The sequence below is a fragment of the Mesorhizobium sp. WSM4829 genome (assembly GCF_055811475.1).
In genome coordinates this window covers 82,752-97,045 of record NZ_JBVVQJ010000009.1, presented here as the reverse complement: position 1 = coordinate 97,045, position 14,294 = coordinate 82,752, and the positions used below count along the sequence as shown (strand labels likewise).

The 14,294-nt window shown below is 62.6% G+C and carries 10 protein-coding genes; 6 read left to right on the top strand and 4 right to left on the bottom strand.

Translation table 11 applies throughout. The features are described from left to right. Window positions 1-184: 184 nt before the first annotated feature. The gene (locus AC0L17_RS11405; protein ID WP_473515899.1) at window positions 185-1,195 is read left to right on the top strand and encodes a fatty acid desaturase; all 1,011 of its coding nucleotides are present in this window, start codon (window positions 185-187) and stop codon (window positions 1,193-1,195) included. 85 nt (window positions 1,196-1,280) lie between these two features. Beyond that, complete coding sequence (locus AC0L17_RS11400) at window positions 1,281-2,081, top strand: phosphate/phosphite/phosphonate ABC transporter substrate-binding protein (protein WP_287342917.1); 801 nt, start codon at window positions 1,281-1,283, stop codon at window positions 2,079-2,081. A 4-nt stretch (window positions 2,082-2,085) separates the two neighbouring features. On the opposite strand, the gene AC0L17_RS11395 is transcribed toward AC0L17_RS11400, so the two are convergent. The 3 genes from AC0L17_RS11395 to AC0L17_RS11385 all read right to left on the bottom strand — a co-directional run bounded on the left by AC0L17_RS11395 (window position 2,086) and on the right by AC0L17_RS11385 (window position 7,861). Next, the gene (locus tag AC0L17_RS11395; protein WP_473515898.1) at window positions 2,086-3,453 is read right to left on the bottom strand and encodes a M24 family metallopeptidase; all 1,368 of its coding nucleotides are present in this window, start codon (window positions 3,451-3,453) and stop codon (window positions 2,086-2,088) included. A 69-nt stretch (window positions 3,454-3,522) separates the two neighbouring features. Then, window positions 3,523-6,105 (bottom strand): GcvT family protein, encoded by a 2,583-nt coding sequence (locus AC0L17_RS11390; RefSeq protein ID WP_473515897.1) that lies wholly within the window; start codon window positions 6,103-6,105, stop codon window positions 3,523-3,525. 178 nt (window positions 6,106-6,283) lie between these two features. Continuing rightward, entirely contained in the window at window positions 6,284-7,861 is a 1,578-nt protein-coding gene (locus AC0L17_RS11385) for a trimethylamine methyltransferase family protein (RefSeq protein WP_473515896.1), read from the bottom strand. A 228-nt stretch (window positions 7,862-8,089) separates the two neighbouring features. Between AC0L17_RS11385 and AC0L17_RS11380 the strand changes: the two genes are divergently transcribed. Further along, window positions 8,090-9,958 carry a phospholipase D-like domain-containing protein gene (locus AC0L17_RS11380; protein ID WP_473515895.1) on the top strand — a complete coding sequence of 623 codons (1,869 nt, stop codon included), beginning with the start codon at window positions 8,090-8,092 and terminating at the stop codon, window positions 9,956-9,958. A gap of 124 nt (window positions 9,959-10,082) precedes the next feature. Continuing rightward, window positions 10,083-11,243, top strand: a complete 1,161-nt coding sequence (locus tag AC0L17_RS11375; RefSeq protein WP_473515894.1) for an MFS transporter — start codon at window positions 10,083-10,085, stop codon at window positions 11,241-11,243. Between the two features lie 89 nt (window positions 11,244-11,332). Here the strand turns inward: AC0L17_RS11375 and AC0L17_RS11370 are convergent, their stop codons facing one another. Beyond that, complete coding sequence (locus tag AC0L17_RS11370) at window positions 11,333-11,890, bottom strand: hypothetical protein (protein ID WP_473515893.1); 558 nt, start codon at window positions 11,888-11,890, stop codon at window positions 11,333-11,335. A gap of 140 nt (window positions 11,891-12,030) precedes the next feature. Here AC0L17_RS11370 and AC0L17_RS11365 point away from each other — a divergent pair, with 140 nt between their 5' ends. Together AC0L17_RS11365 and AC0L17_RS11360 are read left to right on the top strand one after the other, a co-directional pair. Then, window positions 12,031-14,100, top strand: a complete 2,070-nt coding sequence (locus AC0L17_RS11365) for a prolyl oligopeptidase family serine peptidase (RefSeq protein ID WP_473515892.1) — start codon at window positions 12,031-12,033, stop codon at window positions 14,098-14,100. A 44-nt stretch (window positions 14,101-14,144) separates the two neighbouring features. Next, window positions 14,145-14,267 carry a capsid protein gene (locus AC0L17_RS11360; protein ID WP_091599613.1) on the top strand — a complete coding sequence of 41 codons (123 nt, stop codon included), beginning with the start codon at window positions 14,145-14,147 and terminating at the stop codon, window positions 14,265-14,267. The last annotated feature ends 27 nt before the right edge of the window (window positions 14,268-14,294 follow it).

Below are 14,294 nucleotides of genomic sequence, written 5' to 3'. Positions count from 1 at the left end.
CCAACATAGCACCTTTGGCGTAAATGAATCCGCAAGCCTGTTTACAATAGATAACACATGCGGCTGAAAATGCGCAATCGCAACATTTTGTGCGCTTTGTCGCGTTGCAGCATCACGATGCTCCTGACACAATGCTGTCAGGAATCAAAACGGTTCCGGCGACTGGAAGGGCAGTGGTCGATCGATGACAAGCAGGAATAGCAGACGACGCAATGCACCGGCCATCGAATGGCCGACCGTCTTCCTCGCGTTTTTCTGTCACGGCACCTGGCTCGCAGCCGGCCTGTTCCTGTGGCCGCCCTATCCGCTGCTGGCGCTCATCGTCCTGGCCTTGATGGCGGCGCTGCAATCCTCGCTGGCGCATGAAGTCCTGCATGGTCATCCGACCCGCAATGCGCAGCTCAACGAAGCTTTCGTCTTCCTGCCGATTGGTCTTGTCTGGCCGTTCCGGCGGTTCAAGACCATTCATCTGCGCCATCATGCCGACGAACGGCTGACCGATCCGCTTGACGATCCTGAAAGCTACTACAAGGCGCTGTGGCACCATGACGAATTGCCGCCGGCGATGAAGTTCCTGCTGAAGATCAACAACACCATGATCGGCCGGCTCATTCTAGGTCCGTGGCTGTCGTGCACCGGCTTCTTCATCGACGATGCCAGGCAGATGCTTGCCGGCGACAAGGTGATCCGCAAGGCATGGCTGCTGCACGCCATCGGCCTCGCCGTGGTGCTGCCGGTCGTGCAGTTCGGCTTCGGCATCCCGCTATGGCTCTACATCCTGGTGCCGGTGTGGCTGGGCCAGTCGCTGATCTCGATCCGCACCTTCGCCGAGCATCAGTGGTCGGAGCATCCGGAAGGCCGTACGGTGATCGTCGAACGTTCGCCGCTGTCGTTCCTGTTCCTCAACAACAATCTGCATTTCGTTCATCACAAGAGCCCGACGGTGGCCTGGTACCGGCTGCCGAAGCTGTTTCGCGAGCGCCGTGACGAGTGGCTGCGGATGAACAATGGCTATGCCTATCCGAACTATTTCGCGCTGCTCAAGGCATATGCCTTCAAGGCCAAGGAGCCGATCGTCCACCCGGTGCTGCGGCGCACGCCGGAACCGGGCCGGGCGTTCAAGCCGCGCGTCAGGGCGCGCAGCCTCAATGGGCTTGGCAGTGCGCCGGTACCGGCCGAGCCGCCGAAAGAATGAATTTTTGGGTATTGCCGGCGGCGATGCCCAGGTGCGCGTCAATGGCCTCGTCAATTTTTCTCAGCGTAACGATCAAAGTCCCGGCATGAGCGATTTCGTTGCCGGCTTGCCGATGTACGACTGGTCTGAAATGCGGAGCGAGGTCGACGCCCAATGGGCGCGGCTGCGTGATGCCTTCCGGCAAAAAGGCATCGACGCGCCGCAGACCATCGCTCGCGTCAATGCCGATCTGCGGCCTGTGGAAGGCGGCATCCGCGACGCCGCCGGAAAGGTCATGGCGCCCGATCCGGCGACGCTGCCGCCGGACGAGTTGGATTTTTTCGGCCTCTGGCTGCATCCGGCGCTGCTGTTCGCACAGACCTGCTGGGGTCCGATGGAACTCGGGCTGGCGACGCATGTTCAACTGGTCGGCCAGCCGCGTTACGACGCGTTCGAGGGCGGGCAGGGTGAACTCTATTCGAGCGCGTTGGTGATGCGTGCAGGTGAAGCGCCAACGGTTGGCTCACCGTCCGACGGCAGCCCGCTCATCCCGCTCGATGTCCTGCGTGGCAAGCATTTTACCTTCAACAGCCTCGATTCCATGTCGGGCATTATCGCGCCGACGCGTGACCTGGAGGCGCTGGGCGAAAGCCTGGACATCTTCTCCGAGCGCAGCGAAAGCGGTGGCCACCGCGCCTCGATCGTCGCCATTGCCGAGGGCAAGGCCGATGTCGCGGCCATCGACTGCCAGAGCTGGGCCAATGCGCGGCGCTTCGAGCCGGCAGCGGAAGCGGTCACGGTCGTCGGCTGGACAAGGCGGCGCAAGGGCCTGCCGTTCATCACTGCCAGAACGACACCGGAAACGGTCGTGGAGGCGTTGCGCGAGGCGGTCGCGGCGACCGCATAAAAAATCAGTCGCCCAGCAGCCGCTCGTCGAGCGGATAGGTCGAAAGCTGCTCGTTGCCGGTTTCGGTGATCAGGATCTGCTCCTCGATCTTGACGCCCTCGCGTCCGCCAAGCCGGCCGATATAGCTCTCGACGCAAAGCACCATGCCCGACACAAGCACGCCGTCGGGGGTGTCTTCGGTCCAGTCGATGGCATGCGGCAGCGTCGGGTATTCGTCGGCCAGGCCGACACCGTGATAGAGCACGCCGTAACGCGTCGGGAAACAATCTCCGGGCGGCACCGCCGAGCGTTCGACAAGATCGCGGAACGATGTGCCCGGCTGCATCAGGCCGATGTTGTGGGCGATCTGATCGGCGGCGATGCGAAACAGCTCGCGTTGCTCGTTGGATGGCTCGGTGTCGCCGCAGAGCCAGGTGCGCGACAGGTCGGCGCAGAAACCGTAAGGGCCGATCAAATCGGTATCGAAAGCGACGAGATCACCGGCTGCGATCGCTCGCGACGAGCATTCCTGGAACCAGGGATTGGTGCGCGGGCCGGACGTCAACAGCCGGGTTTCGACCCATTCGCCGCCACGCGCGATGTTGCCGCGGTGGAGTTCGGCCCACAGTTCGTTTTCGGAAATTCCTGGCCTCAATGCTGCTTCCATCTCACCCATCGCCGCCTCGCAGGCGACGATCGACCGGCGCATGGCCAGGATTTCGTCGGGCGATTTGATCAGGCGTGCATTTTCCATCAGCGCTTCGCCATTGCCGATCGAGATGCCGAGGCGGGCGAGCGCTTCGACGCCCTCGGGATTGATGTGATCGACGGCGATGCGGCCGATACCGCCGCCATGCTGCTTGACCAGATCGGCGATCCCGGCGGCCCAGCGGCGGACTTTTTGCTCGGTGAGTTCGCCGCTGTAGAGATACATCCACGACACTGCCGGCCGAACCTCGTCGACGACGCCGGAGTGGTCGGAAAGGTGCTCGCAGGAAAAATAGTCGAACAGCACCACCGGACCTTCGGTGGCGACGAAACAATGTCTTGTCGGATTGTGCGCGACCCAGAGCTGCATATTGGTCGAGTCGGTCGCATAGCGGATGTTGATCGGATCGTAGAGCAAGGCTCCCGCATAGCCGCGGCGCTTCAGCTCGGCGCGGATGCGGTCGAGCCGGTATTGGCGCATGGTGGGCAGGTCGGGAGCAGCAATGCCGGCGGCGTGCCACTCGGCTTCCGCCAGTGCGCCGTAGCCAAGCACATGCTGGTTGAGTTCAGCGGCCTTCTGCCGCGATTTCAGGCGCAACGCATCGATTGAGCCTGCTTCGTCAGGCTCGAACGGCGCGATCCTGCGATGACGACCGAACCGTCGCTCGACGCCCGGATCGCTCATTTTCCTGTCCTCTCGATATCAATCGGCCGCGCGGTCAGGCCCGAAGGCGGGCCTTTGGGCCCAATGCTTTCAGGCCCGCATCTTCTCGCCGCTCGGGTCGAAAGGCGGCTCGACATTGATGCGGGCTGGTCGTCGGCTTCCGAGGATTTCGATCTCGAACAGTCCGGCGCTCTCGTCCCCGGCCAAGGCCGCTGGCACATAGCCTTGCGCCATCGATTTCTTGATATAATGGGCATAGCCGCCGGAGGTGACCCAGCCGACCACGCGCCAGTCGCCGTCGATGATGCCGCGCACGGCCGAAGCGCCTTCCGCGGCCCTCGAGCCGCGCACTTCCTTTCCGTCCGTGTCGAAACGCGGCGCGCCATAGCCGTGCGGCTTCTCCACTGTGCCGTAGTCCTTGCCGACCTTGGCCCAGATTGGTTCGTCGCCCATGACGTCGGCGTCCGCGGCATCGACGATGAAGGAGACACGGCGCAGTTTTGGCCCTTCTGCCTGCTCCCTGGCTGCCGCGTCGCGTCCGATGAAGTCGTTCTTCTCCAGCTTGACGAAGCGGTCCATCGCCCCCTCGAACGGCCCGTAGATCGGGCGCAGTTCGCGGAACCAGGTCGGAAAATTCTTTTCCAGGCGCATCGAGAGCAGGGCGCGCATGCCGAAATCGACCAGGCCAAACTCTTCGCCGGCATCCTTGATCGCCTTGTAGACAAGGCGCTGGTAGGCCGGCGCCATCCAGATCTCGTAGCCGAGGTCGCCGGTATAGGTGATGCGATTGACCATGCAGGGCGCGCCGCCGACCGCCATCTCGCGGAAGTCCATGAAGCGGAAGGCCTTGGTCGAGATGTCGGCGTCAACCAGTTTCTGCAGCAGGTCGCGTGATTTCGGCCCGGCGATCGACAAGCCGACCAGCGTCTGGTCAAAGCGGTGAATGCGGACCTGTGACGTCCCTGGAGCATCCTTCGGCAGGTGCTTCTCGAACCAGCGCATGTGATACTTCTGCGCCGCCGACGAGCTCCAGATCATGAAGCGCTCTTCGCCCGCCTTGGCGATGGTGAAATCGCCGATCAGCCTGCCGAACTCGTTCAGCATCGGGGTCAGCACAATGCGGCCGGTCTTCGGCATGCGGTTGGTCATCAGCCGGTTGAGGAAATCTTCCGATCCCGGCCCGGAGACTTCGTATTTGGCGAAGTTGGCGATCTCGGTGACGCCGACCTTCTCGCGGGTGGCGCGCACTTCCTCGCCGATCGGCCCGAAATCGTTGGAGCGATGGAAGGAAACGATGTCCTTCGGCTCGGTGCCTTTCGGGGCGAACCAGAGCGGGGTTTCGAGGCCCCAGCTGTCGCCCATGACGGCGTTGTTGGCCAGCATCGTGTCGTAAAGCGGGGTGGTCTGGGCCGGGCGTGCCGCCGGCAGTTCCTCGTTGGGAAAGCGGATGGAAAAACGGCGCGAATAGTTTTCGCGGACCTTGGCGTTGGTGTAGCGCAGCGTCGCCCATTCGCCGAAACGCGCGACGTCCATGCCCCAGACGTCGAAGCCGGGATCGCCATGGACCATCCAGTTCGACAATGCCAGCCCGACGCCGCCGCCCTGCGAGAAACCGGCCATGACGGCGCAGGCGCACCAGAAATTGGTCAGGCCCTGCACCGGGCCGACCAGCGGATTGCCGTCGAGCGCGAAGGTGAAGGGACCGTTGATGATCTGCTTGATGCCGGCCTTCTCGATGCCGGGAAAATGCTTGAAGCCGATTTCCAGCGACGGCGCGATGCGGTCGATGTCGGGCTGCAGCAATTCATGGCCGAAATCCCACGGCGTGTTGACCGGCGACCACGGCTTGCAGGCTTTTTCATAGGTGCCGAGCAGGATGCCGTTGCGTTCCTGGCGGGTGTAGATCTCGCCCTTGAAGTCCATAACGCCGATCATTTCGCGGCCGGTCGACTTGTTGAATTCCTCGACCTCCGGCATTGGCTCGGTCAACAGGTACATATGCTCCATGGCCAGCAGCGGCAGTTCGACGCCGACCATGCGGCCGATCTCGCGCGCCCACAGGCCGCCGCAGTTGACGACATGCTCGGCCTTGACCGTGCCTTGCTCGGTTACGACGTTCCAGGTGCCGTCGACCTCCTGCGTCAGCTCGACGACGCGGTTGCGCAGCACGATCTCGGCGCCGAGCTTCCTGGCGGCCTTGGCGTAGGCGTGGGTGGTGCCGGAAGGATCGAGATGGCCTTCGACCGGATCCCACATGGCGCCAACGAAATTGGTTTCGTCCATCAGCGGGAACATCGCCTTGGCCTCTGACGGCGTGATCAGCTCGGTGTCCATGCCGAGATAGCGCCCTTTGGCGTGAGCAAGGCGCAGGAAGTCCATGCGCTCCGGCGTGTCGGCCATCATCACGCCGCCGGTCAGGTGCAGCGAGCAGGACTGGCCGGAAAGCTCTTCGATCTCCCTGTAGAGCTGCACCGTATAGGCCTGCAGCTTGGCGACATTGGGATCGCCATTGAGCGTATGGAAGCCGCCCGCCGCATGCCAGGACGAACCGGAGGTGAGCTCCGAACGCTCGATCAGCATGATGTCGGTCCAGCCGGCCTTGGCCAGATGATAAAGCACCGAGCAGCCGACGACGCCGCCACCGATGACAACCGCTTTTGCATGAGATTTCATGAAGATAGTTCCGTTTTTGAAGAGATTGAATCGAGTGGGCGGGGCGTGAAAGCAAAGCGAGGAAGGGCGCTGGCTGGAATAATCTCACGCCCTTCCTCTACCCCGTCGATCGGGGGAGAGGTGTCGAGCGGAGCTCGACGGAGTGGGAGTCGCCTGTTCATCAAATCAATGCAGATGATCAAAAATCAGTCGGCGCGCCGCCTTCGGACCGACGTTTGTCGACGAAGGCGTCGAGCTCCTCGCGGATAGCCGGGTCCATGTAGGGCTCTTCATAGGAGGCCAGCCGCTCCTTCCACACCCGATTGGCTTTTTCGATAGCTGTCGGCGATCCGGCTTCCGCCCAGGTCTCGAAATTGCGCCAGTCGGAGATGATAGGCGAATAGAATGCGGTCTTGTAGCGGTCCTGGGTATGTTGGGTGCCGAAGAAATGGCCGCCCGGACCGACGGACTGGATGGCGTCGAAGCCGAGGGCCTCCTCGGAGAGGTCGAGCGGGGTCAGGAACTCCGCCACCATCTGCAGCAGATCGATGTCCAGGATGGTCTTCTCGTAGGAGCAGCGCAGGCCGCCTTCCAGCCAGCCGGCCGCATGCATCATCAGATTGCCGCCGCCCTGGATGGCGCCCCACAGCGAGAACACGCTTTCATAGGCGGCCTGTGCGTCGACCGTGTTGGCGGCGCAGGTGTTGGAGGTGCGGTAGGGGATGTTGTAGCGGCGAGCGAGCTGGCCGCCGACCAATTGCGCCTTCATGTATTCCGGTGTGCCGAAGGCCGGCGCGCCGGACTTCATGTCGACGTTGGAGGTGAAGCCGCCATAGCCGACGGGCGCGCCCTTGCGCACCATCTGGGCGAAGGCAATGCCGGACAGTGCCTCGGCATTCTGCTGCACCAGCGCACCGGCGATGGTCACCGGCGCCATGGCGCCCGACAGGGTGAACGGCGTCACGATGACGACCTGGCCCTTGCTCGACATCTGGATGATGCCTTCCATCATCGGCACGTCGAGCTTGAGCGGCGAATTGGTGTTGATGATGGTGAACACCGACGGCTGTTCGAGAAGCTGTTCGTCGCTGATGCCGCGCGCGATCCTGGTGATCTCGATGCCGTCGACATTGCGCTCCTTGCCGAGCGAATAGATGTGGAACACCTTGTCGGTGAGCACGCTCAGATCGCGGATGCATTCGAGGTGGCGGACGGACGGATGGATATCGATCGGCTCGACCGGATAGCCGCCCGTGCAGTTCAAGATGTTATGCGCCTGCGCAAGCTTGAGGAAGTTGCGGTAGTCCTGCTGGTTGCCGGGGCGACGGCCGCGGTCGATGTCGGAACAATTGGGCGCCGACGCCATCATCGAGATGATCAGGTTGTCGCCGCCGAAGCGGACATTGTGCGCCGGATTGCGGGCATGGATGGTGAATTCCGACGGGCAGTGCGAAACCAGCTCGAGGATCATGTCGCTGTCGAAGCGCACCCGCTCGCTGCCTTCGCGGACATCTGCGCCATGCGCCTTCATGATGCGCCTTGCCTCGTCGTGCAGCACGTCGACGCCGATTTCCCTGAGAACGCGCAGCGAGGCGAGGTGGATCGATTCCAGCTCGTCGTCGGAGACCAGCCTGGTCGGCGTCAGCGGGATTTTCAGCTGACGGAAAGGCGGCTGCTCGAATGCCGCCGCTGCGCCGGCGCGCTTGCCCGCGCGGCCGCCGCGACGGGCGCGGTCGTTTGCCAATGCCGGTTCGGCGGGATGAAGGGCGGCGGTCATGATAGTCCTCGTACGCTGCGATGGTGCGGCGGCATAATGGACCGACCGCCGTCCCGCCATTGCGGAGGCGGCGACCACTAGGACGAGGGAAGCGACATGGACGTTCGCCAGCCGGACGCACCAGGGCGAATCCAGATCTGTGCCCGAACTGTGAAACATGTCACGTTGCGATCACGTCATATTGAGCAAGTACATTGAATACAAACCGTCCTGAGGGAGACTATTTCCGTGTCGGATGTTGTCAGCGTGCGTGCAGCGACCAACAACGAAGTCGCTTTCATTGCCTGGGATATTGACGGAATGATCGACGGCTGTCTCGGCTTCGAGATCGTCCGCATCTATCCCGGCACCGGCGAGGAACGCTGTCTGGCGTCCTGGGTGCCTTTCCGGGGGCAACGCAACAAGGACTGGATTCCGCAGGATACCGGCGTCTGGCCGGTGCAGAAGACATTCTGGCGCGATCTTACGGTGCGGCGGCGCCGCGACAGCGTCGAAATCAGGCCGGATGGCGAATTGGTCGCCTACCGGGTGCGTCCGGTCGGCGACATGCGGCCCGGCCTCGATCCGGTGCCGGTGCGGCCCGAGAAAGCCTATACCGGAGCGGCTCGGCCGCTCGGCTATCTCGGACAAGGCGCCGTCAGCCCGACCATCTTCCTGGGATCGATGTTCGGCAAGGCGCGGCTCGCCTTCACCAACGGCGTGCTCTCGACGCAATGGCTGTCGCGCGCCCTCGAAGATGCCGGCATCAAGGTCGGGCAGCGCGACAAGATCAGGGCCGAGCTTCAGCGTCCCGGCAGCAAGATACGCGCCTATCTTCACGGCGAGGTTCCGGATGTGCTCACCAGCCTGATGAAACGGGCCAAGGCCGAGGGCGGCACTGTCAGGGTTGCCCTCTACGAGCTTGGCGATGACGAGTTGTGCGACGCGATCATCGACGCCAAGGATGTCGTCGACGTCATTCTTTCGAATTCGGGCAGGGATGAACAAACCAAGGCGTGGGACGCGGGCAACGCGCCCTTCAGAAAGCGGCTGCGCGACGCCGGCGTCGTGCTGACCGATCGTCTGTTCAACAACAACCATATCGGCCACAACAAGTTTGCCGTCTACCGCGACGCCCAGGGCAATCCGCAAGCGGTCATGACCGGCAGCACCAATTGGACGTCGACGGGCATTTGCGGACAGTCCAACAACGCCTTCATCCGCGACGACCCTGCCATGGCCGAAGTGTTCGATACCTATTGGGAACGGATGAGGGCCGACGTGTTCCCGCCGCCGGCGAGCGATAGCGCTGCCGGACGTGTGGCGCAGAAGCAAGGCAGGCCGTTTCGCCTGAAGAATCGCACACCGAACCATGTCGATGGGACCACCATCTGGTTCTCGCCAAACGATCCCGACCGCAGCAAAAAGGACATCTCGGTGCGGCCTGTCGATCTCGAAGATGTTTTCGCACGGATCAAGGCGGCGAAGGAGGCGGTGCTCTTTCTCGTGTTCAATCCGTCGCGGCTTGGCAACAATTCGGTCATCGATCAGGCGGTCGCGGCGGCGACGGCGAATCCAAAGCTGATCGTGCAGGGCGCAATCAGCGATCACACCGCCATGCCCAACTATATTGCTCCGACCCGGGATCCAGTCACCAACAAATCGAACAAGGACGGCAAGTCGCCATTCGTCTTTCCAGAGAAGGTCTGGGAGGCGCCGAACGTCTCCATCGTCAGGGCGGCCAACCTGACTGGGGCCTCCGTTGCGCGGGATTTCCAGGCGGAAGTGCTGACCGTCGGCCATGCGATCGTGCACGACAAGATCGTCATCATCGATCCGATGGCCGACAATGCGACCGTCATCGCCGGCAGCCACAACCTTGGCTACAAGGCGTCCTATGAAAACGACGAGAACATGGTGATCGTCGAAGGCGACAAGACGTTCGCTGCGGCCTTTGCGGTGCATATGCTCGACGTGTTCGACCACTACAAGTTCCGTGCCTGGCGCAGAACGATTGGAGAAGGACCGTCGGACAATGACGGGCTCTCCATCGACGACAAGTGGCTGAAGCCTTACGCGGAGGGCAGGAAGGGGGCGATTGCCCGGTATTTTCCGTAGTGGCCTGAATGGCGCCGCGGAGTCCTTGACAAGGCATGCTCTGGCTGGCGCAAGCGGTTCCTGCCGCCGGTGCTTCCCGGCACGCCGCCGAAACGCTAATCGTGCAGGCTTCGTGGTGCGGATCATGGACCGGGCGGAACAGAACAGCGACCAGACAATGCAGTGGGCGGCGATCACCGGCGTGATCGCCACCGTTTCGGTGTTCGCCATCGCGCAAGGGCTGAGCTACCCGCTGCTGAGCTTCATCCTGCAGCGCCAGGGCGTCTCGCCGGCCATGATCGGCCTGTCGGCGGCAATGACGCCGGTCGGCTTTATCGTCTCGTCGCCGCTTATCCCGGCGCTGGCGCGCCGGTTCGGGGCAGGGCGCACGGCGCTGACCTGCGCGGCCCTTTCCGCCATCATGCTGGCGCTGATCGGCTGGACGCAAAATGTCTATCTCTGGTTTCCACTGCGCTTCCTGATCGGCGTGGTGACCAATCCGCTCTATGTGCTGAGCGAGATCTGGGTGATCGCGCTGGCGCCTCCGGCGCGCCGCGGTCGCGTGATGGGCATCTATTCTACAGTCATTTCGGCAGGTTTCGCGGCCGGCCCGCTGTGCCTGCTTGCGGTCGGCACCGAAGGATGGCCGCCGTTTCTCGTCGGCATCGCCGCATTCGTCTTTTGCGGCGCCTGCCTGGCGCTGGTGCTGGGACGGCTGCCAAAGGTCGATGAAGCCGGGCACCAGGTTTCGGTGATGGGGTTCATGCCGATGGCATGGCTGCTGCTGTCGGCGGTGGTGGTGGCCGCCGGTTTCGAACAGGGGGTGCTGGCACTGCTGCCAGTCTACGGAGCGCATTATGGCATCGCGGAGGCGCGCATGTCGGCGCTGCTGTCTGTCATGATCGCCGGCAACATCGCCATGCAGGTGCCGCTCGGCCTGCTGGCGGAACGGCTGACGGCGCGTCTGGTGCGATTTATCTGTGTAACGCTAACGGTGCTCGGGTGTGTGCTGTTGCCGGTTCTCATCGAGACGCCGCTGATCTGGCCGTGCGTGTTCGTCTGGGGCGCGGTTTCCTACGGCATCTACACGATGTCGATCATCGAGCTCGGCGAGCGGTTCACCGGCTCGGCACTGGTCGCCGGCAACGCCGCCTTCTCGCTAATGTGGGGCGTCGGCGGCATCGCCGTGCCGCCGCTGGCGGGCGGCGCCATGGATATTCTCGGTGCGGACGGCCTGCCGATCACGCTTGGCGCCATTTGTCTGGCGTTGGCGGTCACAACCGTATTGCGGGGGCGAGCGGTCTAAAGCGCGTCGCGTCTGATGCGACGCGCTTTAGGTTGTTGTTTTTGCATGTCGTTATCGCAAAACCGCTGCACACTTTTGCGCGACATGCATTAATACAATTGCGGGGTGCCTTCATTTCCTTGCCATCTGGAAATCGCCCATAAATCACATTCGGCATGGTGTTCAGAGGGATGCATCCTGCGTAGAAGGTCTCGAATTTCAACGGCACGATCAAAGTCGGGTATCAATCCAACATCGGACAGTTCCGTGTTCGCAAACACGTCAGGAAATCCTCCGCAGTTGGTCAGCGCGCTTATGGAGACGTCTTGATCCAACAAGTCGTAGCCCAGGAAGGTAAATCCGCTCCAGTCGAGTGAACGCACGTCAACCGACGGTCTTCGTATCACATTGAGGACATTCAAATCGCCCGGATCGGCCAACTCCGAAAGGAGGAAGTCCAGGTTCACAAAGAAATCGAGCATGTAATCCTCGTTAACAATATAGGGCCAGTAGCTGTCCTTTACCTGTCCCAGCGCGACCGGCCCGAGCATTCCATCGAGTGAGACGACCTCGCTTAATTGGGTGAGGCCGGACCAGTTTATGTACATGGTCCATGCAGTGCCGCTGAAAGGACCGAACTTCTCTTTGGCAATGTACAGATGTTGCATGGATTCCCTCGTGGCCTGCGGGCGGCAGGCGGCCCCACCTTAGGAGGCCAACAGCGCAATGGCTCCTTTTGCGTTCCAAGTTGAATACCGATAGTGGCAAGACGACGTTGCCGAGCCTTGACGAATTTATCGGAGACCACATGACCAGTTCGAACACAAAGACGCGTCCCAATTCGGCGACTGAGGATCCCTTTCTCTGGCTGGAGGACAGAACGGGCAAGGAAACGCTCGACTGGGTTCACCGTCAGAACGAGATCACGGTCGCCGAGTTGCAGGGCGATCCATCCTACCAGACCTGCTTCCAAACCGCACTGGACCTGATGACGGCCGAAGACAACATTGCCGTCGGGTCTGCGCTCAACGGCCACGTCTATAATTTCTGGCAGGACAAGACCAACGTGCTCGGCCTCTGGCGGCGCACTCCGGTCGCTTCCTACAAGACCGAGAAGCCGGAATGGGAGACGATCATCGACTTCGACAGTCTGTCAGCCAAGGAGGGTGTGAAATGGGTGTTCAGCGGCGCCAGCCGGCTTTACCCCGATTTCAGCCGCTGCCTGCTCAGCCTGTCGCCGGATGGCGGCGACGCCAGCGAAATGCGCGAATTCGACATCGACAGCAAGTCCTTTGTCGAGGGCGGCTTTCGTGCTCCTGCCTCGAAGTCGGGCTTCAACTGGCTGGATGAGGACACGGTCATCGTCTCGGCTGCCTTCGAAGAGGACGAAAAAACCCAGTCCGGTTATCCGCGCGTGGTCAAGCTTTGGCAGCGCGGCACCAGGCTGGAGGATGCGACGCCGATTTTCGAGGCGCAGAAGCAGGATCTCGCCGCCGGCGGTTCCCTCGAATTCGACGGTGACAAGCGGCATCTGTTGCTGACCCGGACGCTCGATTTCTTTGCCTCGCACAGTTTTCTGCGTCTGCCTTCCGGCGAAAACAGGCGCATCCCGTTGCCGGACGACGTGACCGACGCGGTGCTGTTCAGGGATCAGTTCGTCTTTGGGGTGCGCAGCCCGTGGACGGCGCCGGACGGCACGCTGTGCAAGCCTGATGGCCTCTATTCACTGGACTTCGCGCGCTGGATCGAAACCAAAGCGCTCGGACCTGTCGAAACCGTGCTCGAGCCGGCGGATCGTGTCTCGATTGCCGGCATTGCCCGCACGCGGGACCGGTTGTTCATCAATCTGATGGACAATGTGCGCGGCAAGGTCGTCGCCTGCGATCGCAGCGGCAGCGGCTGGTCGCTGCAGCCGGTGGCGCTGCCCGAAAACGGCAGTGTCGGCATCAGCCACGCCGAGCGTTTCGGCTCCAGCGTGTCCTTCTCCTTCACCGATTTCCTGACGCCGAGTTCGATCATCTGGTCGGACGACAATGCAGCGATGCTGACAACGGTGAAATCGCAGCCGGCGCGTTTCGATGCATCGTCGCTGGTCTCGGAACAGTTCAAGGCACGCTCGAAGGACGGCACCAAAATCCCTTATTTCGTCGTCAGGCGGCGCGACCAGGACGGGCCGGTGCCGACGCTGCTTTACGGCTATGGCGGCTTCGAAGTGCCGCTGCTGCCCGGCTATGCCGGCGTGCGCGGCCGGCTGTGGCTGGAAAAGGGCAATGCCTATGTGCAGGCCAATATCCGCGGCGGCGGCGAGTTCGGTCCGAACTGGCATCAGGCCGCGCTCAAGGCCAATCGCCAGAACGCCTTCGACGATTTCGCCGCGGTCGCGCAAGACCTGGTGAAACGCGGCATCGCCACGCCGGCGACGCTCGGCATCCAGGGCGGCTCGAATGGCGGCTTGCTAACCGGCGTTTCGCTGACCCAGCATCCCGAGCTTTTCGGTGCGGTGATCATCGACGTGCCGCTGCTCGACATGCTGCGCTACACCGAGCTGCCGCCCGGCGCATCCTGGATGGCCGAGTATGGCGATCCGGCGAAGCCGGAAGAGGCCGCGTCGCTGGCGGCTTACTCGCCTTATCAGCATGTCGAGCCCGATGCCGCCTATCCGCCGGTGCTGCTGACGACATCGACGGCCGACGACCGCGTCCATCCCGGCCATGCGCGGAAGATGGCGGCACGGCTGCAGGCTGCCGGCCACGCGAAGACGCTGTTTTTCGAGGAGACCGAGGGCGGCCATGGCGGGCGCGGCGATCGCCGGCCGCAAGCGGCACAGGCGGCGATGAAGTATGTCTTCCTGCAACGGGCGCTGACCGGAACGGCTTGACGGAACGGCTTGAACTGATCGCATCAGACCGCCTAAGATGCTGCATGGCTTGGATGAAGGCATCATGCGCGTTTGGGGTGGCGGTGACGCCGTCGCCGCGCACGCTTCGCGCCGAGCTTTTGCGGCTTTGCGCCCGCATCGGCTATTCGCCGCCCGCCTTCCTCTGACGAATCCGCCCCCGCTGCAATTGCCGG